We start from the raw sequence: 18,413 nt of genomic DNA, 5'->3' as shown, positions 1-18,413 counted from the left end.
TTCAAGGTTCAGTCGAGACGCATGTCGATGCCGCACTTCGACATATAGTGTTTCGCCTCGCCGACAGAATAGGTGCCGAAATGGAAGATCGAGGCGGCAAGCACCGCATTGGCGTGGCCCTCCTTCACCCCGGCGACGAGATCGTCGAGATCGCCGACACCGCCGGAGGCGATGACCGGCACCCGCACCGCATCGGCGATCGCCCGCGTCAGCTCCAGATCGTATCCAACCTTGGTGCCGTCACGGTCCATCGACGTGACCAGCAATTCGCCGGCGCCATGGGCCACCATCTTCTGGGCGAATTCGATGGCATCGATGCCGGTCGCGTTGCGGCCGCCATGTGTATAGATTTCCCAGGCGCTGAGATTGTCGCCACCGACCTGCTGCGTGCGCCGGCGCTTGGCATCGATCGAGACAACGATGCACTGGTCGCCGAACTTGTCGGCCGCCTCGGTGACGAAATCGGGATTGCTGACGGCCGCCGAATTGATCGAGACCTTGTCGGCGCCGCAAAGCAGGAGCTTGCGGATATCGGCGATGGTTCTGACGCCACCGCCGACCGTCAGCGGCATGAAGCATTGGTCGGCCGTACGCGACACGACATCAAAGATCGTCTCGCGATTGTCCGACGAGGCGGTGATGTCGAGGAAGCAGAGTTCGTCGGCGCCGGCGGCATCATAGGCCTTCGCCGCTTCGACAGGATCGCCGGCATCGACGAGATTGAGGAAGTTGACGCCCTTAACGACGCGGCCGTCCTTGACGTCGAGGCAGGGGATCACACGGGCTTTGAGGGTCATTTATGCGGTCTCCCTTGCCTTGCTGGCTTTGATCAGCGCCAGCGCTTCCGCCGGATCGATCCGGCCGTCATAAAGCGCGCGACCTGAGATGGCCCCTTCCAGCTTCCGCGCATCGGGCTGCAGCATGCGCTTGATGTCTTCGATGGAGGCAAGGCCGCCCGAAGCGATGACGGGGATGGAGACGGCATCGGCAAGCGCCAGCGTCGATGCCCAGTTGATGCCGGTCAGGATGCCGTCGCGGTCGATATCGGTGTAGATGATCGCGCTGACGCCGGCGCCCTCGAATTTCTTGGCAAGCTCGACGATGCCGAGTTCGGAAGCCTCCGCCCAACCCTCGACGGCCACCTTGCCGCCCTTGGCATCGATGCCGACGGCCACATGGCCCGGAAATTTTCGGCAGGCCTCGATGACCAGATCAGGATTTCTGACCGCGACGGTGCCGAGAATGACGCGCCGCAGCCCGCGAGACAGCCAAGCCTCGATATGTTCAAGCGTGCGGATGCCGCCGCCGAGCTGCACCGGATTTTCAGTCGCCTTCAGGATCGCTTCGACGGCATCGCCATTGGCCGAATGCCCCGCGAAAGCGCCGTCGAGATCGACCACGTGCAGCCACTCGAAACCCTGGTCTTCGAAGGATTTCGCCTGGGCGGCCGGATCAGTGTTGTAGACCGTCGCCTGCTGCATGTCGCCGAGCTTCAGGCGGACGCATTGGCCGCCCTTCAGATCGATCGCGGGAAAAAGGATCATGTCGTCTTACGTCCGTAGAGTGGTCGGTACCATCAGCGCATTCCACGCATCTACGATATCCGAGCGGAAAAAGACAGCGGCAATGGTGGCCGCGCCGAAAAGCAGCAGAAGCAGTAGGGTTACGGTAAAGCCGGCGCGGACCTGGCGCCAGAAGCCGAGACGCCTCTTCATCGATTTCTCGATTTCGCGCACTCGGCGCAGCGCATCGCTGTTGACGGCGGCAAGCCGGATTTCAGGCTCCATCGCTTCCACATAGGTCTCGGCATAGCTCGAAAGAATCTGCGAGGCGCGGTCGCGCAGCGTGTTGCGCAGATCGGTCGAGAGATAATTGCTGTTGACGGCGGCAAGCTCGGCCTCATTGGGCGAACGGCCGGCATTGCGCTTGCGATGGCTAAGGACGAAATCGCGCTTTTGCCGCTCGTAGAGTGCGTAGGCAAGCAGGCCGATCAGATCGTCCTCGCCTTCGATATAGAATTCCAGCACGGCCTCGGCGATATCGTCGGCGCTGATGCCGTTGGCGCGTAGTTGGGAATTCTCGTTGCCGGCAAGGAATTCATGGATCATCGGTCCAGCCTTTCTTTCAACGCCCTGGTCGCATTGGAAAGCGCTTTTTTATGGATGGTTTCGTCGACACGGCGAATGATCGTTCCATCGGGAAGCCGGATGTCCGAGAAGGGAGGCAAACCCTCGCGGGAGGGCCGCAATGTATAGAACACCTTGCCTGATTTCCGTGAAGCCGGCATCGAGCGCACTCCAGTTCCGCCGTTTTCCATAAAGGGAAAATAAGGCGCCTGTATTAAAAGCCAGCCCCTGGAGCAATTCCGGTGAAAGTGCGCAGCGGATTTGCGTCCGGAATGCGCGAAGAGGGGATGCCCTACGGGTTCCAACGCAGGAAGTTGGCGATCAGGGCGAGGCCGAGCTTCTGGCTCTTTTCCGGATGAAATTGTGCCCCAGCCATGTTGTCGCGCCCGACGAGAGCGGTCATCGGGCCGCCATAGTCGACGGTCGCGATGACGTCGCCGGCGTTTTCGGCGGCAAGATGGTAGGAGTGGACGAAATACGCGTGCAGTCCCTCCGACCCGGTCGGAATGCCGTCGAAAAGGGGATGTTCGCGCTTCAGGTCGAGCGTGTTCCAGCCGATCTGCGGGATCTTGAGCATGGGATCATTAGGCGTCATCTCAACGACGTCGCCGGGAATCCAGCCGAAACCGTCGGTCACGGTCTTCTCGAGACCGCGCGAGGACATCAGCTGCATGCCGACGCAGATGCCAAGGAACGGCCGCGCCCTCTTCTCGACTGCTTCGATCAGCACCTCGGCCATCCCAGGCACGGCATCGAGGCCGCGCCGGCAGTCGGCATAGGCGCCGACGCCGGGAAGCACGATACGATCGGCCGCGGCAACGTGCTCCGCCTTGTCAGTGAGATCGATATGCGCATCGATGCCCGCCTCACGGGCGGCACGCTCGAAAGCCTTGGTCGCCGAGCGCAGGTTGCCGGAACCGTAGTCGATAATCGCGACGCGCATTATCAGCGTCCTCCATCAAAACCAAAGAGACCGAGCGATGTGGCCTGGCCATGCGGCTTGCTCGGACGGGCTTTGTTGTCCCAGTCCGCTGCCGCGGTGTCGTCACCCGTCGCTACGCCCGTCCTGTCCGAGAAATAGACCTGCTCGGCAATGCCGATCGTATCGGCTGCAACAAGCCCGTCTTCGTTCCAGCCTTTGGCGGCAAGGTTGCGAATGCGGAAATTCTGGCCCTCGAGGCCGACCAGCATATTCACGCCCAGCAGGATTGCCGCTCCCGCCGGCCAGAGGCCCGGTTCGTCCATCAACGCCCCGCCGATCCCTTGTAGCAGAAAGGCCGCCGCTGCATGCAGCCACAGCCGATGCGCCAACAGCCAAACCCATGGAAACAGGAAGCCGAGAAACGTGAAGCCGTCGCGAATGGCTCGCGTCTCGTCAGGGGCCCGCGCGCCGCCGGGTGGCGTCAAAAAAATATAGCTTGCTGTCATTGTCGCCGCTCCCTTGAGTGGCTCAGACGAGCGTGCCCTTGGTCGAGGGAACGCGGCCCGCCTGTCTCGGATCGATCTCTGTCGCCGTGCGCAATGCACGGGCAACGGCCTTGAAGCATGTCTCGGCAATATGGTGGTTGTTGGCGCCATAGTGGTTGAGAATATGCAAGGTGATGCCGGCATTCTGGGCGAGCGCCTGGAAGAATTCGCGGACGAGCTCGGTGTCGAAGGTGCCGATCTTCGGCGCGCTGAAGGCGACGTTCCAGACGAGGAACGGCCGGCCGGAAAGATCGACCGCGGCCTTCGTCATCGTCTCGTCCATGGCAAGATCGATCGACGCGTAACGGGTGATGCCGCGCCGGTCGCCGAGCGCCTTGGAGATCGCCTGGCCGATGGCAATACCCGTATCCTCGACAGTGTGATGGTCGTCGATATGCAGGTCACCCTTGGCGTCGATGTCCATGTCGATGAGAGAATGTCGCGAAAGCTGGTCGAGCATATGGTCGAAGAAGCCGACGCCCGTCGAAATCTTCGATTTGCCGGTGCCGTCGAGATTGACGGAAACGGAAATCGAGGTCTCGTTGGTCTTGCGGGAAACGCTGCCAGCGCGGCTTGCTGCGGTCTCGGCCATATGGCCCTCCATCGGGAATAAGGCCGTTCCTTATCAGGCGCATCGGGAAATATCCAGAAGCCGGGGAAGAGAAAAGCCGGCCCATTTGCAATCGGCTCCGGCCCACTTACATAGGGTTCAACAAGGCCGGTATGCGGCCTGGAAGAACGGCCCGCGTCATGGGCAGACAGGTGTTTTATGACAACAATCATTACAGTTCGAAAAGGCGGCAAGGTAGTGATGGCGGGCGACGGCCAGGTGAGCCTCGGCCAGACCGTCATGAAGGGCAATGCCCGCAAGGTGCGCCGTATCGGCAAGGGCGAAGTTGTCGCCGGTTTCGCCGGCGCCACCGCCGATGCCTTTACGCTGCTCGAAAGGCTCGAAAAGAAGCTGGAGCAATATCCCGGCCAGCTGATGCGCGCCGCCGTCGAACTCGCCAAGGACTGGCGTACCGACAAATACCTGCGTAATCTCGAAGCGATGATGCTCGTCGCCGACAAGTCGATTACGCTGGCGATCACCGGCAACGGCGACGTTCTGGAGCCTGAACATGGCACGACGGCGATCGGTTCGGGCGGTAATTATGCCTTCGCGGCCGCCCGCGCGCTCATGGATACCGACAAATCGGCCGAAGAGATCGCTCGCCGCGCCCTCGATATCGCCGCCGACATCTGCGTCTACACCAACCACAATATCGTGGTGGAATCGCTGGATGTCGAAGGCTGAGCTCTATGCCTTGCGGCCGTTCCGCCGAACCGAGGCAGGCTCTCAAGGACTTGGCGAAACAACGACGAATTACGGCCGGGCGCTGCTGATCGCCCTGGACCGCCAGGAGAATAACACCCAATGACGACCTTTTCCCCCCGCGAGATCGTTTCCGAACTCGACCGTTACATCATCGGCCAGCATGACGCCAAGCGCGCCGTTGCGATCGCGCTGCGCAACCGCTGGCGCCGCCAGCAGCTCGATCCGAGCCTGCGCGACGAAGTCATGCCGAAGAACATCCTGATGATCGGCCCGACCGGCGTCGGCAAGACCGAGATTTCCCGCCGTCTGGCAAAACTCGCCGGCGCGCCCTTCATCAAGGTCGAAGCCACCAAATTCACCGAGGTCGGCTATGTCGGCCGCGATGTCGAGCAGATCATCCGCGATCTGGTAGAAGTCGGCATCGGCCTGGTGCGCGAGAAGAAGCGGGCCGAAGTGCAGGCCAAGGCGCATGTGAGCGCCGAGGAGCGCGTTCTCGATGCGCTGGTCGGCACGACAGCATCGCCTGCCACCCGCGAAAACTTCCGCAAGAAGCTGAGGGACGGTGAACTCGACGACAAGGAAATCGATATCGAGGTGGCCGATGCCGGTTCCGGCATGGGCGGCTTTGAAATTCCGGGCATGCCCGGCGCCAATATCGGCGTGTTGAACCTGTCGGAAATGTTCGGCAAGGCGATGGGCGGCCGGACCAAGAAGGTCCGCACGACGGTCAAGGCTTCCTACACAGATCTGATCCGTGACGAATCCGACAAGCTGATCGACAACGAGGTGATCCAGCGCGAGGCCGTTCGCTCCACCGAGAATGACGGTATCGTCTTCCTCGACGAAATCGACAAGATCGCCGCTCGTGACGGCGGCATGGGCGCCGGCGTTTCGCGTGAAGGCGTCCAGCGCGACCTCCTGCCGCTTGTCGAAGGCACGACGGTCTCGACCAAATACGGGCCTGTCAAAACAGACCATATCCTTTTCATCGCCTCTGGAGCTTTCCATGTCTCCAAGCCTTCGGACCTTTTGCCGGAACTGCAGGGCCGCCTGCCGATCCGTGTCGAATTGCGTCCGCTGAACAAGGAGGATTTCCGCCGGATCCTCACCGAGACGGAAGCAAGCCTCATCCGCCAGTACCGGGCGCTGATGGAGACAGAAAGCTTGAGCCTCGAATTCACCGACGACGCGATCGACGCGCTTGCCGATGTCGCCGTGCATCTGAATTCCTCCGTCGAGAATATCGGCGCACGCCGTCTGCAGACGGTGATGGAGCGGGTGCTGGACGATATCTCCTATAACGCGCCGGATCGGGGCGGGACGGCCGTGACGATCGATGCTGCTTATGTCCGCGAACATGTCGGCGATCTCGCGCAGAATACCGATCTTTCGCGCTTCATTCTGTGATATCGGCGCACCGGTCTAAGTCTTTCCCGATGTGAAGACCGGATTGTGGCGAACTCTCTCTCGACAGCGGGCCTTTTACTTTTTAGTGAAGGCCCGTTTTGTTTTCCGCTCCGGCTTTATTCGGCCAAGATTCTGGTCCAGTCAGCCGCATCGCGAACAGGACGATGAACGGACGGGATAGCGGATCGTGCGACGCCTTTTGACAAGCCTTATGATTGCCGTTGCCCTGGTGAATTCGGCGCCTGCCTTCGCAATGCAGACGGTGCCGGCGGGCAACCGCAACGCCGAGCAACCCGATATTCCGGGGGCTTCTGTCAGGCGCACCAAAGGCACCAAGAGCAGCTTCGATGTGAAATACGAGAAAGTCCACGATCTTCTCGCGAGCGATCACGAGCTGATGGCCAAGATCCGCAAGGTCTCCAGCGCCTACGGCATCAACCCCATCCACGTCGTCGGCGCGATCGTCGGCGAACATACCTATAATGTCGATGCCTACGACCGGCTGCAGGCCTATTACGTCAAGGCCGCCTCCTATGCCGGAGAAAGCTTCCGCTTCGCCTATGACGGTGAAAACGTCGACGATTTCGTGGCACGGCCGCAATTTGCCGCATGCAAGGGCAAGACCGATTCCTACACGCTCTGGTCCTGCCGGGAAGATGTCTGGGAAAGCGATTTCCGCGGCAAGACCGTGGGCGGCGAGAGCTTCCCCAACAACCGTTTTAGCGCGGTCTTCTTCCAGCCCTTCTATGCCGGTCAGACTTTCGGTCTCGGTCAGGTCAATCCGCTGACGGCGCTGATGCTCTCCGATCTCGTGGCCCGCGTGTCGGGCTATCCGAAGCTGAACGAGAAGAATGCCGGCGCCGTCTACAAGTCCATCATGGATCCCGACATTTCGCTCGCCTTCGTCGCGGCCTCGATCCGCAGGTCGATCGACGATTATAAAGAGATTGCCGGCATGGATATTTCGGGCAATCCCGGCCTGACCGCGACGCTTTATAATGTCGGCAACTCACGTCAGCGCGCCGCTGCCCTGGCTGCGAAGAACCGCTCCGGCGGCGCGACCGTCTGGCCCGAGGAGAATTATTACGGCTGGCTGATCAACGACAAGCTGGACGAACTCAAGGGCCTGCTCTAGCTTCAAGCTTGCCGGGAAGGCGCCGATCTTCCCCGAAAGGCTTTGACGATGGACATGCGTCCTGATCCCTTCGTTCCGCCGGCACCGCTGCCGCGCACCACGCCGCCGAGCCGGTTGGAAATCATCCGCATCATCCTGCGTAACCCGCTCGAACTCTGGGGCGAGCCGTCCTATACGCTGCCCTGGATCCACACCAGATTCTTCGGTCAGAGGACACTGATCGTCAACGATCCCGGCCTCATCAAGCATGTGCTGGTCGACAATGCCAATAACTACCGCATGTCGGATATTCGCCAGCTCGTTCTGCGTCCGATCCTGCGCGACGGCCTTCTGACAGCCGAAGGTCCTGTCTGGAAGAGATCGCGCAAGGCGGTGGCGCCTGTTTTCACGCCCCGCCATGCCCAAGGCTTCGCCGGCCAGATGCTGCGCCAGTCCGAGGACTATGTCCGCAAATATGAGGGCACAGGCGAGGCAGGCGCAATTTTCGACATCAGTACTGATATGACCGAGCTGACCTTCGCAATTCTCGCGGACACTTTGTTTTCAGGTGAAATCGTCACCTCGAGCGGTCATTTCGCAGACGATGTCAATGAACTCCTGCATCGCATGGGCCGCATCGATCCGATGGATCTGATGCGCGCTCCGTCCTGGGTTCCACGTGTGACACGCATCGGCGGCCAGAAGGTGCTGGAGAAATTCAGGGCCATCGTGCGGGACACGATGGATATGCGGCTCGCGAAGATGAAGACGGATCGCAGCACGGCGCCCGAGGATTTCCTGACGCTGCTCCTTGAGCAGGCTGGCCCTGACGGGCTGACGAAGGAAGAGATCGAAGACAATATTCTGACCTTCATCGGCGCGGGGCATGAGACCACAGCCCGAGCCTTGGCCTGGACGCTATATTGCGTATCGAACAGCCCGCATATCCGCGAGGCGATGGAACAAGAAATCGACGGGGTGCTCGCCACCGAGGCCGAACCTGTGGAATGGCTGGATATGATGCCGCAGACGCGCGCTGCCTTCGAGGAGACTTTGCGCCTCTACCCGCCGGCTCCATCCATCAACCGCGCCGCCATATCGGATGATTCCTGGACGAGCGCCAAGGGCGAGCGGGTCGAGATCGAGACCGGTGTGACGGTGCTCATCATGCCCTGGACGCTGCATCGCCATGAACTTCACTGGGACAGGCCGCGCGCCTATATGCCCGAACGCTTCCTGCCGGAAAATCGCGGCTCCATCGGACGCTTCCAGTTCCTGCCTTTCGGCGCCGGTCCGCGTGTCTGTATCGGCGCGACCTTTGCGCTTCAGGAGGCGGTGATAGCCCTTGCCGTCCTGATGGGCCGCTATCGCTTCGATTCCACCGATCAGACGAATCCCTGGCCGGTGCAGAAACTGACGACACAGCCGCAGAACGGACTTCCGATGCGCGTGACGCGGCGTATAATTTCCCGAAAGGCATAAATCTTTCGAATTATTGCGGAATTGACTATGAATGAAAGCCGGGCAAAGTGGCAGCATTCAAGTCATTGCCAGGGAGAATCTCACATGAGCCGCGTTGATAAGAACGGTCTTGCCATCGAAGCCGTCCTTCACGATTTCCTCGTCAAGGAGGTATTGCCGGGTCTGGCGGTCGATGCGGACAAGTTCTTTGCCGATTTTTCGGCGATCGTCCACGATCTTGCTCCAAAGAATCGCGCGCTGCTGGCAAAACGCGACGAACTGCAGGTCAAGATCGACGACTGGTATCGCCGGCATGGTGCGCCCTCGGATATGGACGAATACCAGTCCTTCCTCCGCGAAATCGGCTATCTCCTGCCTGAGGGATCGGACTTCCAGGTTTCGACCGAAAATGTCGACCCGGAGATCGCCTCGATCGCCGGCCCGCAGCTCGTCGTCCCTGTAATGAACGCCCGCTATGCGCTCAACGCCGCCAATGCCCGCTGGGGCTCGCTCTATGATGCGCTCTACGGCACGGACGCGATTTCCGAAAGCGACGGCGCCGAAAAGGGCAAGGGCTACAATCCGAAGCGCGGCGACAAGGTCATCGCCTGGGTACGCGATTTCCTCGACACCGCAGCGCCGCTGCAGGACTTGCGCTGGAAGGACGTCGGAAGTTTCGCCGTCAAGGATGGAGCGCTCGTCGTCAGATCGGTCGATGGCGAGTTGGCAATGCTGACGGATAGCCGCCATTTTGCCGGCTATCGCGGCGATGCCGCCACTCCGACGAATATTCTCCTGAAGAACAACGGCATTCACATCGAAATCGTCATCGATGCGGCCACGACGATCGGTAAGGCCGATCCCGCTCATATTTCCGATGTCTGGCTGGAATCGGCGATCACGACCATCATGGACTGTGAGGATTCGATTGCCGCTGTCGATGCCGAGGACAAGGTCACCGTCTATCGCAATTGGCTCGGCCTGATGAAAGGCGATCTGCAGGAAGAAGTGGCAAAGGCCGGAACGAGCTTCATCCGCAAGCTCAATCCGGATCTGGACTATACCGGTGCCGACGGTGCGGCCTTCGAGCTGCATCGCCGCTCGTTGATGCTGGTGCGCAATGTCGGCCACCTCATGACCAATCCGGCGATCCTCGACCGCGACGGAAACGAAGTGCCTGAGGGCATCATGGATGCTGTCATCACCGGCCTGATCGCGCTTTATGATATCGGCCCGGCCGGCCGGCGGAAGAATTCCCGCGCCGGCTCCGTATATGTGGTCAAGCCGAAGATGCATGGGCCTGAAGAGGTTGCCTTCGCCGTCGAGATCTTCTCGCGGGTCGAAGATGCGCTTGGCCTGGCGCGCAACACCATCAAGATGGGCATCATGGATGAGGAGCGCCGCACGACCATCAATCTCAAGGAGTGCATCCGCGCCGCCCGCGAGCGCGTCGTCTTCATCAATACCGGCTTCCTCGATCGCACCGGCGACGAGATCCACACCTCGATGGAAGCCGGTCCGATGATTCGCAAGGGCGACATGCGCCAGGCGGCCTGGATTTCAGCCTATGAGAATTGGAACGTCGATATCGGCCTCGAATGCGGCCTCTCCGGCCATGCCCAGATCGGCAAGGGCATGTGGGCGATGCCGGATCTGATGGCGGCGATGCTGGAACAGAAGATCGCCCATCCGAAGGCCGGCGCCAACACCGCCTGGGTGCCATCGCCGACGGCAGCGACCCTGCATGCCACGCACTACCACCGCGTCAATGTCGCCAGGGTCCAGCAGGGCCTGAAGGACCGCGCCCGTGCCAAGCTCTCCGATATCCTCTCCGTGCCGGTTGCGGTGCGGCCGAACTGGACACCGGAGGAGATCCAGCGCGAGCTCGACAACAATGCCCAGGGTATCCTCGGTTATGTCGTGCGCTGGATCGACCACGGCGTCGGCTGCTCGAAGGTGCCCGACATCAACAATATTGGCCTGATGGAAGATCGCGCGACATTGCGCATCTCGGCCCAGCACATGGCGAACTGGCTGCACCACAAGGTGGTCACCGGGGCTCAGATCGTCGAAACGATGCGACGCATGGCGGCCGTGGTCGACCGGCAGAACGCGTCGGACCCCGCCTATCAGCCGATGGCCGCCAATTTCGATGATTCGATCGCCTTCCAGGCCGCCCTCGATCTCGTCCTGAAGGGCAGGGAGCAGCCGAACGGCTACACCGAGCCGGTGCTTCACCGCCGCCGCCTCGAGCTGAAGTCAAAGCAGTCCGTATGATGAATACAAAAAGGCCGCCGGAACGACAGTCCCGGCGGCCTTCTTTATACCGAATTCGATATCTAGCTTACTGAATGACGACGACCTTGGACGTGCCCTTGCCGGGACGGACGCGGCTGTAGAGATCGATGACGTCCTGATTCATCAGGCGAATGCAGCCCGAGGAAGCGGCAGTGCCGATCGAAGCCCATTCCGGCGTGCCGTGCAGGCGGAAGAGCGTATCCTTGCCGTCCTCGTTGAAGAGATACATGGCGCGTGCGCCGAGCGGATTGCTGAGACCCGGGCCCATGCCGTCTTCGACATATTTGGCGACATCGGGACGGCGGACGGCCATTTCCTTCGGCGGGTGCCAGGTCGGCCATTCCTGCTTCCAGGCGACGTAGGCGGTGCCGGCCCATGCGAAGCCCTGCTTGCCGACGCCGATGCCGTAGCGCATCGCCTTGCCGTTGGCGAGGATGTAATAGAGGAAGCGCTCGCGCGTATTGACGATGATCGTGCCGGGGCGCTCGGTGGTCTCGTAGTTGACGACCTGGCGGCGGAACTGCGGCTTGACCCGGCTGATCGGGATCGCCGGCAGCGAGTATCCGGCATCCTTCGTCACGCCGTAGGCGTCATCGAAGATTTGTGCCGTCTGTACTGTCGGGCCTGCGCCCTTGTTGTCAACGGACGCGCTGTCGGAACTCGTGGAGCAACCGGCCAGTGCGAGCGTCGTCAGCAGGCCAAATACAGGGAAAGCATTGCGGATGCGCATGGATGACTCTTGAAGTTTTGGGGCAAGGAGAACGGTCTTTCGACCATCGTTGATTATGGTTTATTTTCGATTAACTTGCGCTTTGCAAGGCTACTGCAGCGCGACAAATCCGTCTGCCGCGCAAATTAGAAGCGCATGGTTTTTTTGCAACAACACGCCAGCCCCTGCGATGGTTATCCATGACGATTTTGAGTGTTTACAATAACAATCCGTTAATCGATGGCCGGCAATCGGACAGAGCCATGATGGTGCGGCGGGGCACGCAGATATTACTGCATGAAATGCGCCATGCCGTGCTGCCCGAACTGCCGCTGGCCAGCGGCCGTCGTGCCGATTTGATCACCCTTTCGGAAAAGGGCGAGGTCTGGATCATCGAAATCAAGACGTCGATCGAGGACTTCAGAGTGGATCGCAAATGGCCGGAATACAGGCTGCATTGCGACCGCCTGTTCTTTGCGACCCACCAGGATGTACCGCTCGAGATCTTTCCCGAGGAATGCGGGCTTTTCCTCTCGGACGGTTATGGCGCCCATATGATTCGCGAGGCGCCGGAACACCGCATGGCCGCTGCCACGCGCAAATCGGTCACGCTCAATTTCTCGCGGGCCGCCGCCCAAAGGCTGATGATGGCCGAATGGGCGAACGGAAAACCGTTCAATCCGGATGATGTCTGATCCTGCGCCTGCTTATTTCGGCGCGCGTTTGGCAAGGATACGCTGCAGCGTGCGCCGGTGCATGTTGAGCCGGCGCGCCGTTTCGGAGACGTTGCGCTCGCACATTTCATAGACCCGCTGAATGTGTTCCCAGCGCACACGGTCGGCTGACATCGGATTTTCCGGAAGTTCCGCCTTTTCGCCCGGGCGCTGCGTCAGCGCCGAGAAGACGTCGTCGGCATCGGCCGGCTTTGCAAGATAGTCGACCGCGCCGAGCTTCACAGCGGTTACCGCCGTTGCGATATTTCCATAGCCGGTCAGCACGATAATCCTGGTGTCATCGCGCCGCTGGCGGATCGCTTCGATGACGTCGAGCCCGTTGCCGTCGCCGAGCCGAAGATCGACCACCGCATATTTCGGCGGCCGGCCCTTCGATTTCGCAACGCCCTCCGCCACTGATTCGGCCGTTTCCACCTGGAAGCCCCGCGTTTCCATGGCTCGCGCCAGACGGCGCAGGAACGGCCCGTCGTCGTCGACGATCAGCAGACTGGCGTCGGGACCGATATGGTCTTCATCCGACACGGCGAAATTTTCATGATTCTGTTCTGTCATCGTCTCGGGTCCTGGCGACTGAGCGCCTATCTCGGTCAACCGCAATTTCTACTTATGCCCATAAACTCATTTTGTCGAATTTGCGTCGATCAGCATGCGCGGCCATTCGATGCGGATGCGGGCACCGGCACTTTCCGGGTCGCGGTTCTCGAAGACAAGCGATGCGCCCGAGCGCTCCAGCAGCGTCTTGGCGATGAAAAGCCCGAGCCCGAGGCCGCCGGCCGTATCTTCCTTTTGCCGTCTGGTCACATAGGGTTCGCCGATTCGCGTCAGAATGTCGGGCGCGTAACCGTTACCGTCGTCCTCGATGACGATCAGCACCTTGTCGTGATCGTGCTCGACGGTGACGGTCACTTTCTCCCTGGCATAGTCGACGGCATTTTCGATGAGGTTGCCGAGCCCGTACATGATGCCGGCATTGCGATCAGTCACCGGCTCGCTCTTGCGCGGGCTCTTTTCGATGAGCTCGAGCGTTATGCCGAATTCCCGATGCGGCGCGACGATCTCCTCGATCATCGAGGACAGCGGCAACCGGCGCATATGCGCCTCGCCCTCCGAGGAGAGCGTCGTCAGCCGCCGCAGAATGTCACGGCAGCGTTCGCTCTGGCTGCGCAGCAGCATGACGTCTTCGCGGAAACGGTCGTCGTCCTTGAGTTCCCGCTCCATTTCCTTGGCAACGACGCTGATCGTCGCAAGCGGCGTGCCGAGCTCGTGAGCGGCGGCGGCGGCAAGCCCGTCGAGCTGCGAAAGGTGTTTTTCCCGCTGCAGCACCAGTTCGGTCGCCGCCAGCGCGTCGGCAAGCTGGCTCGCCTCCATCGAGACGCGGTAGGCATAAAAGGCGGCAAAGGCCATCGTCGAGGCGATCGAGCACCAGACGCCGAACTGCATGACATTGTGCACATTGATCTCGACCCCGTCGAACCAGGGCAGCGGAAAGGGCGAAAAGGCAAGCACCGTGATGCAGACCATCGCAAAGCAGATCAGCGCGGTGCTGTAACGAATCGGCTGCGACGCAAACGATATGATGACGGGCACGCAGACGAGGGCTGCGAAGGGATTGGCAAGTCCACCGGTGATGAAGAGCAGGGCGCAGAGCTGCAGAAGATCGAAGCCGAGCAGCGCAAAGGCGGCCGGAGACTCCAGCCGGTGCGTCGGCGGGTAACGAATCGTCAGATAGAAGTTCACCCACGCAAGGGCGGCGATCAGCGAACAGCTTGCAATGAGCGGCAAGGGAAATTTCAGCCAGAAGGCGACGATGAACACCGTCACCGCCTGCCCTCCGACGGCGAGCCAGCGCAGACGCACCAGCGTCTGCAGGCGCAGCCTCCGGCTGCTGTGGCGGTCTTCCAGCGTGTGGCTTTGCGTCTTATCGATCATACCAGGCTTGTCGATCATGCCGGGGGTTCCTTGAATGACCCTCATGTACCACGCGGCTTTGCCCGTGTCGTCGGCAACGCCTCTTCCGGCCGCTCCGGCCACGGATGTCGGGGATAGCGCCCGCGCATTTCGGCGCGTACATCCTTCCACGACCCGGCCCAGAAGCCCGGCAGGTCGCGCGTCGTCTGGATCGGCCGGTGTGCCGGCGAGGTCAGTTCCAGGAGCAGCGGCAGGCGGCCTCCGGCAATCGCCGGGTGTTGCTTCAGCCCGAACAGCTCCTGCACGCGGATCGTCAATACCGGCTCCTCACCCTCATACTGGATCGGATGCCGCTGGCCGGTCGGCGCCTCGAAATGCGTCGGCGCAAGCCGGCTAAGATCGCGCTGCAACTCGTGTGGCACAAGGGACATCAGCCCGTTGGAAAGCCCGCCTGCCGAAATCTCCGAAAGGCTGCGGGCCTCCGTCTGGAAGGGTGCGAACCAATCGTCCAATCGGGAAAGTAAGGCGGCGTCGCTGACGTCGGGCCAAGGATCGCCGATCGTCCGGTAAAGGAATCCAATCCGGTCGCGTAGCTGCAGCGCCTCCTTCGAGAAGGCAAGCTGATCGAGCCCGAGTTCGCGCACCCCCTCCATCAGTGCTTGGGTGACGGCGGTTCCGGAAGGACGCGGCAAGGGCGTCTCCTCAAAGACGATCGCGCCAAGCCGGGTTGCTCGCCGCGCTCGTACCTGCCGGCTCTGCCGGTCGAAGAATGTCTGGTCGTCCGTCCTGATTTCGCCGGGTAGCTCGGCTTCGACGTCGGCGCGCGTCACTTCGGCCGCGGCCAGAACCCGCGCCTGCGCCGCCCGTCCGGTCAAGTCGGCAATGACAAGCATCTGGCTGCCGGCCAGCCTCTCGGTTTCCGGCAGCTCCGCCCCCCGCCCGTTCGCCATCACGAATCGCCCGCGCCCGCCGCGCTGAAGCGCGATTCGGTCAGGGAATGCGTGCAGCAGAAGCTGGCCAGCCAGCGCCGGCGATGCTGAAGTGCCGGTGTCGAGGCCGGCGGCCAGCCGCCCCGCCAGCCGTCGCGAGGCTTCGGCTCTTTCGCCCCGCTCGGCCTTGAAGCGTCGCAGCCGCTCTTCGATATCGACGCTTGTTCCGCCGAGCCCCTGTTCGGTCAGAAGCACGGCGATCATCGCCGCATCGCGGGCATGGCCCGATTCGCCCGATGATACGACCATGGCGGCAAGCCGTGGCGGCAGGGCAAGATCGCGCATCACCTTGCCGCGCGCCGTCAGGGCGCCGTCCTTGTCGAGCGCGCCCAGTTGACTAAGCAGCGCCCGCGCTTCCCTCAGCGTCGTTTCCGGCGGCTGATCGACGAAGGCAAGTGCTGCCGGATCCTGAACGCCCCAATGGGCGAGGTCGAGCACCAGCCCCGAGAGATCGCTGGAAAGGATCTGCGGCGGCGTGAAAGCCGGCAGTGCCGCCGTCTGCCCCTGGTGCCAAAGCCTCAATGCAATGCCGGGCTCCGTTCGTCCCGCGCGGCCCGCCCGCTGATCGGCGGAAGCTCGCGACACCCGCACGGTTTCGAGCCGTGTGATCCCGGTCGAGGCCTCGAAGACCGGCAGACGCTGCAATCCGCTGTCGATCACGATCCTGACGCCGTCGATGGTGATGGACGTTTCGGCGATCGAGGTGGCGAGCACGATCTTGCGTGTTCCCTTCAGCGCCGGTCGGATCGCCGCATCCTGCTCTTTCTGGCTGAGATTGCCGTAGAGCGGAGCAATCAGCGTTTCGGGGCCGAATCGTCCCTGCAGCCGCTCGACGGTCCGCGTGATTTCGGCCTGGCCGGGCAGGAAGGCGAGGATCGAGCCGTCCTCATCGGCATGCGCGTTGATAATCGCCCGCGTAACCGCATCCTCGATGCGTTCGCCGCCCGGCCGATCCTGGTAGCGGATGTCGATCGGAAAGCTGCGCCCCAGGCTTTCGATAACAGGCGGATGATCGAGCAGGCTGGCCACGCGCCCCACGTCGAGGGTCGCCGACATCACGAGGATGCGCAGATCGTCACGCAGCGCCGACTGGACGTCGAGCGCCAGCGCGAGCCCGAAATCGGCATCCAATGACCGCTCATGGAATTCGTCGAAGAGCACGGCCGAGACACCGGTCAGTTCCGGATCGTCGAGGATCATCCGTGCGAAAACCCCTTCGGTCACCACTTCGACCCGCGTCCTTGCGGAAATCCGGTTATCGAGGCGCATACGGTAGCCGATCGTCTCGCCCACCTGTTCGCCGATCAACGATGCCATCCGGCTTGCCGCTGCCCGCGCCGCAAGCCGTCGCGGCTCCAGCAGGATGATCTTGCCGTCGCCACGCCAAGCCTGATCGAGCAGGTAAAGCGGGACCAGCGTCGTCTTGCCGGCGCCGGGCGGTGCGGAAAGAACGGCGCGTCGCTGCTCGGCCAAGGCGACACCGACGGCTGGCAGGATATGGGAAACCGGAAGTTCCGGCAGTGATGCACTGATCGTCACTTTCGGCCCGTCACTGTCTCATAGGCAAGAATGGCTCCAGCGAGATCCTCGAGTGCGGCGCCGACCGACTTGAACAGCGTGATTTCTGCGTAATCGCTTCGTCCGCCATGGGCACCGCTGACGAGTTCCGCAAGCTCAGCCTTGATGTCGCCTTCCTTCAGCACGCCGCTTTTCAATGGCTGGACGATATCGCCCGCCTCGCTGATGGCGCCGGCCCGGGTGTCGACATAGACCGAAGCACGGCGGATGGCCTCGTCGTCGCTTTCGCGCATGCTTGGCTTGAAGGCGCCGACGAGATCGAGATGCGCGCCGGGCTTCAACCATTCGCCTGATATCAGCGGTTCGCTCGAAAGCGTAGCGCAGGAAACGATATCGGCCGTCCGCACCGCGGCTTGCGCATCCGCGACCGCCTCGGCATCAAGACCGTGCGCCCGTGCTTCGGCCGCGATCTTCTCCGCCGCTTCTCTGTTGCGCCCCCAGACCCGGTACCTCTTGATTGGTCGGGTCGTGCCATGGGCAAACATTAGGTTGAGCGACAACCGCCCGGTTCCGCAGACGAGCATCTCCTCTGCGTCAGGGCGGGCGAGATGACGGGCCGCCAGAGCGGACGCCGCCGCCGTTCGCCGTGCCGTCAACTCGCCGCCGTCGATGGCGGCAAGCATCTCGCCGGTAGCGCCGGAGGAAAGCAGATAGGTTCCGAAGATTGCCGGCAGACCCCGCCGCACATTGCCTGGAAAGACCGAGACCGTCTTCACCCCTGCATAGCGTCCGGGAACCCAGGCCGGCATCAGCAGCAGTGTGGCGCTCTCCTCGTTCGGCACTTCCATTTCGTGGTGATGGCGCACCGGCATCACGCATTCGCTCTGGAACATGGCGGCGATCGCCTCGATTAGCTCCGGCCAGGGCAGGGCCGCACGCGTCTGTTCTTCATCGAGGACAAGCATTCTTTACTCCAGCGGATCGTTCTTCGCCGCCAAACTAGCGAGTGAGGCATAGCCTAGGCAAGCCGGCTGGAATTCCTGCTCAGGCTCCCCATATATGGCTTGTCTCCATCGCTGAACCCATTCTTCGGGATTTGGCAAAAACGAATCCTCAAAACCGCCCGATCGGCGGCAGATTTTGGTCGTTTTTGAAGGTTGGCGCTAAAAACCCTTGATTTTCAACCTGTTACAAAAATGTCAAAAAACTTTGGTTTGGTGTGTTGACTGTTTCGGTGGGTTAGTTCTATAAGCCCACTCACTGAACGAGGGCGGCGGCGCTGCTGGCGACGAAGTTTCTCGTTCTAAAGAAATCAAGCGGATTGGCGATTGCTGGTTTGTTGCTCTGGGCGGAAGTTTGGAGCG

The 18,413-nt window shown here is 61.5% G+C and carries 18 protein-coding genes and 1 pseudogene; 7 read left to right on the top strand and 12 right to left on the bottom strand.

Annotated features, from left to right (window positions below; genetic code table 11):
• Positions 1-8 precede the first annotated feature (8 nt).
• The 7 genes from hisF to hisB all read right to left on the bottom strand — a co-directional run bounded on the left by hisF (position 9) and on the right by hisB (position 4,185).
• Positions 9-797 (bottom strand): imidazole glycerol phosphate synthase subunit HisF, encoded by a 789-nt coding sequence (gene hisF / locus EFQ99_RS13255; protein ID WP_126921493.1) that lies wholly within the window; start codon positions 795-797, stop codon positions 9-11.
• Positions 798-1,544 (bottom strand): 1-(5-phosphoribosyl)-5-[(5-phosphoribosylamino)methylideneamino]imidazole-4-carboxamide isomerase, encoded by a 747-nt coding sequence (gene hisA / locus EFQ99_RS13250; protein WP_126921492.1) that lies wholly within the window; start codon positions 1,542-1,544, stop codon positions 798-800. It abuts the gene before it with no gap.
• A gap of 6 nt (positions 1,545-1,550) precedes the next feature.
• The gene (locus tag EFQ99_RS13245) at positions 1,551-2,108 is read right to left on the bottom strand and encodes a hypothetical protein (RefSeq protein WP_126921491.1); all 558 of its coding nucleotides are present in this window, start codon (positions 2,106-2,108) and stop codon (positions 1,551-1,553) included.
• Positions 2,105-2,287, bottom strand: coding sequence for a hypothetical protein (locus EFQ99_RS13240; protein ID WP_126921490.1), 183 nt, complete (start codon positions 2,285-2,287; stop codon positions 2,105-2,107). Before EFQ99_RS13240 ends, EFQ99_RS13245 begins: the two co-directional genes overlap by 4 nt.
• 131 nt (positions 2,288-2,418) lie before the next feature.
• Positions 2,419-3,069, bottom strand: coding sequence for an imidazole glycerol phosphate synthase subunit HisH (gene hisH, locus EFQ99_RS13235; protein ID WP_126921489.1), 651 nt, complete (start codon positions 3,067-3,069; stop codon positions 2,419-2,421).
• A 2-nt stretch (positions 3,070-3,071) separates the two neighbouring features.
• On the bottom strand, positions 3,072-3,554 hold the full coding sequence (locus tag EFQ99_RS13230) for a DUF2628 domain-containing protein (protein ID WP_126921488.1): 483 nt from the start codon (positions 3,552-3,554) through the stop codon (positions 3,072-3,074).
• 22 nt (positions 3,555-3,576) lie between these two features.
• Complete coding sequence (gene hisB / locus EFQ99_RS13225) at positions 3,577-4,185, bottom strand: imidazoleglycerol-phosphate dehydratase HisB (RefSeq protein ID WP_126921487.1); 609 nt, start codon at positions 4,183-4,185, stop codon at positions 3,577-3,579.
• Between the two features lie 177 nt (positions 4,186-4,362).
• Between hisB and hslV the strand changes: the two genes are divergently transcribed.
• From hslV to EFQ99_RS13195, 6 genes and pseudogenes are all read left to right on the top strand, one after another.
• Positions 4,363-4,890: an ATP-dependent protease subunit HslV gene (gene hslV / locus EFQ99_RS13220; protein ID WP_126921486.1), complete on the top strand. Its 528-nt coding sequence runs from the start codon at positions 4,363-4,365 to the stop codon at positions 4,888-4,890.
• Positions 4,891-4,918: 28 nt separating this feature from the next.
• A pseudogene (locus tag EFQ99_RS13215) lies at positions 4,919-5,014 on the top strand (GNAT family N-acetyltransferase); the annotation flags it as partial.
• Complete coding sequence (gene hslU, locus EFQ99_RS13210; protein ID WP_126921485.1) at positions 5,011-6,318, top strand: ATP-dependent protease ATPase subunit HslU; 1,308 nt, start codon at positions 5,011-5,013, stop codon at positions 6,316-6,318. The pseudogene EFQ99_RS13215 and the gene hslU, both read left to right, overlap by 4 nt.
• Positions 6,319-6,505: 187 nt before the next feature.
• Positions 6,506-7,453: a DUF1402 family protein gene (locus EFQ99_RS13205; RefSeq protein ID WP_126921484.1), complete on the top strand. Its 948-nt coding sequence runs from the start codon at positions 6,506-6,508 to the stop codon at positions 7,451-7,453.
• 48 nt (positions 7,454-7,501) lie between these two features.
• Entirely contained in the window at positions 7,502-8,914 is a 1,413-nt protein-coding gene (locus EFQ99_RS13200) for a cytochrome P450 (RefSeq protein WP_126921483.1), read from the top strand.
• 84 nt (positions 8,915-8,998) lie between these two features.
• Complete coding sequence (locus EFQ99_RS13195) at positions 8,999-11,170, top strand: malate synthase G (protein ID WP_126921482.1); 2,172 nt, start codon at positions 8,999-9,001, stop codon at positions 11,168-11,170.
• Between the two features lie 67 nt (positions 11,171-11,237).
• Here the strand turns inward: EFQ99_RS13195 and EFQ99_RS13190 are convergent, their stop codons facing one another.
• Positions 11,238-11,921 carry a L,D-transpeptidase gene (locus EFQ99_RS13190; protein ID WP_097617727.1) on the bottom strand — a complete coding sequence of 228 codons (684 nt, stop codon included), beginning with the start codon at positions 11,919-11,921 and terminating at the stop codon, positions 11,238-11,240.
• Positions 11,922-12,100: 179 nt separating this feature from the next.
• Here EFQ99_RS13190 and EFQ99_RS13185 point away from each other — a divergent pair, with 179 nt between their 5' ends.
• The gene (locus EFQ99_RS13185) at positions 12,101-12,595 is read left to right on the top strand and encodes an MmcB family DNA repair protein (RefSeq protein ID WP_126921481.1); all 495 of its coding nucleotides are present in this window, start codon (positions 12,101-12,103) and stop codon (positions 12,593-12,595) included.
• Between the two features lie 12 nt (positions 12,596-12,607).
• Here EFQ99_RS13185 and EFQ99_RS13180 read toward each other — a convergent pair whose 3' ends face one another.
• The 4 genes from EFQ99_RS13180 to lhpI all read right to left on the bottom strand — a co-directional run bounded on the left by EFQ99_RS13180 (position 12,608) and on the right by lhpI (position 18,014).
• The gene (locus tag EFQ99_RS13180) at positions 12,608-13,186 is read right to left on the bottom strand and encodes an ActR/PrrA/RegA family redox response regulator transcription factor (RefSeq protein WP_126921480.1); all 579 of its coding nucleotides are present in this window, start codon (positions 13,184-13,186) and stop codon (positions 12,608-12,610) included.
• 66 nt (positions 13,187-13,252) lie between these two features.
• Positions 13,253-14,581 carry an ActS/PrrB/RegB family redox-sensitive histidine kinase gene (locus EFQ99_RS13175; RefSeq protein ID WP_208722751.1) on the bottom strand — a complete coding sequence of 443 codons (1,329 nt, stop codon included), beginning with the start codon at positions 14,579-14,581 and terminating at the stop codon, positions 13,253-13,255.
• 23 nt (positions 14,582-14,604) lie between these two features.
• Positions 14,605-17,070, bottom strand: a complete 2,466-nt coding sequence (hrpB, locus tag EFQ99_RS13170; protein ID WP_126921479.1) for an ATP-dependent helicase HrpB — start codon at positions 17,068-17,070, stop codon at positions 14,605-14,607.
• Entirely contained in the window at positions 17,067-18,014 is a 948-nt protein-coding gene (gene lhpI / locus EFQ99_RS13165) for a bifunctional Delta(1)-pyrroline-2-carboxylate/Delta(1)-piperideine-2-carboxylate reductase (protein WP_126921478.1), read from the bottom strand. Before lhpI ends, hrpB begins: the two co-directional genes overlap by 4 nt.
• Positions 18,015-18,413: the final 399 nt, after the last annotated feature.

The sequence above is a fragment of the Rhizobium vallis genome (assembly GCF_003985155.1).
GTDB classification, from domain to species: Bacteria; Pseudomonadota; Alphaproteobacteria; order Rhizobiales; family Rhizobiaceae; genus Rhizobium; species Rhizobium vallis.
Note: the sequence above shows the minus strand (reverse complement) of the source record. Positions and strands in the feature narration are given on the sequence as shown.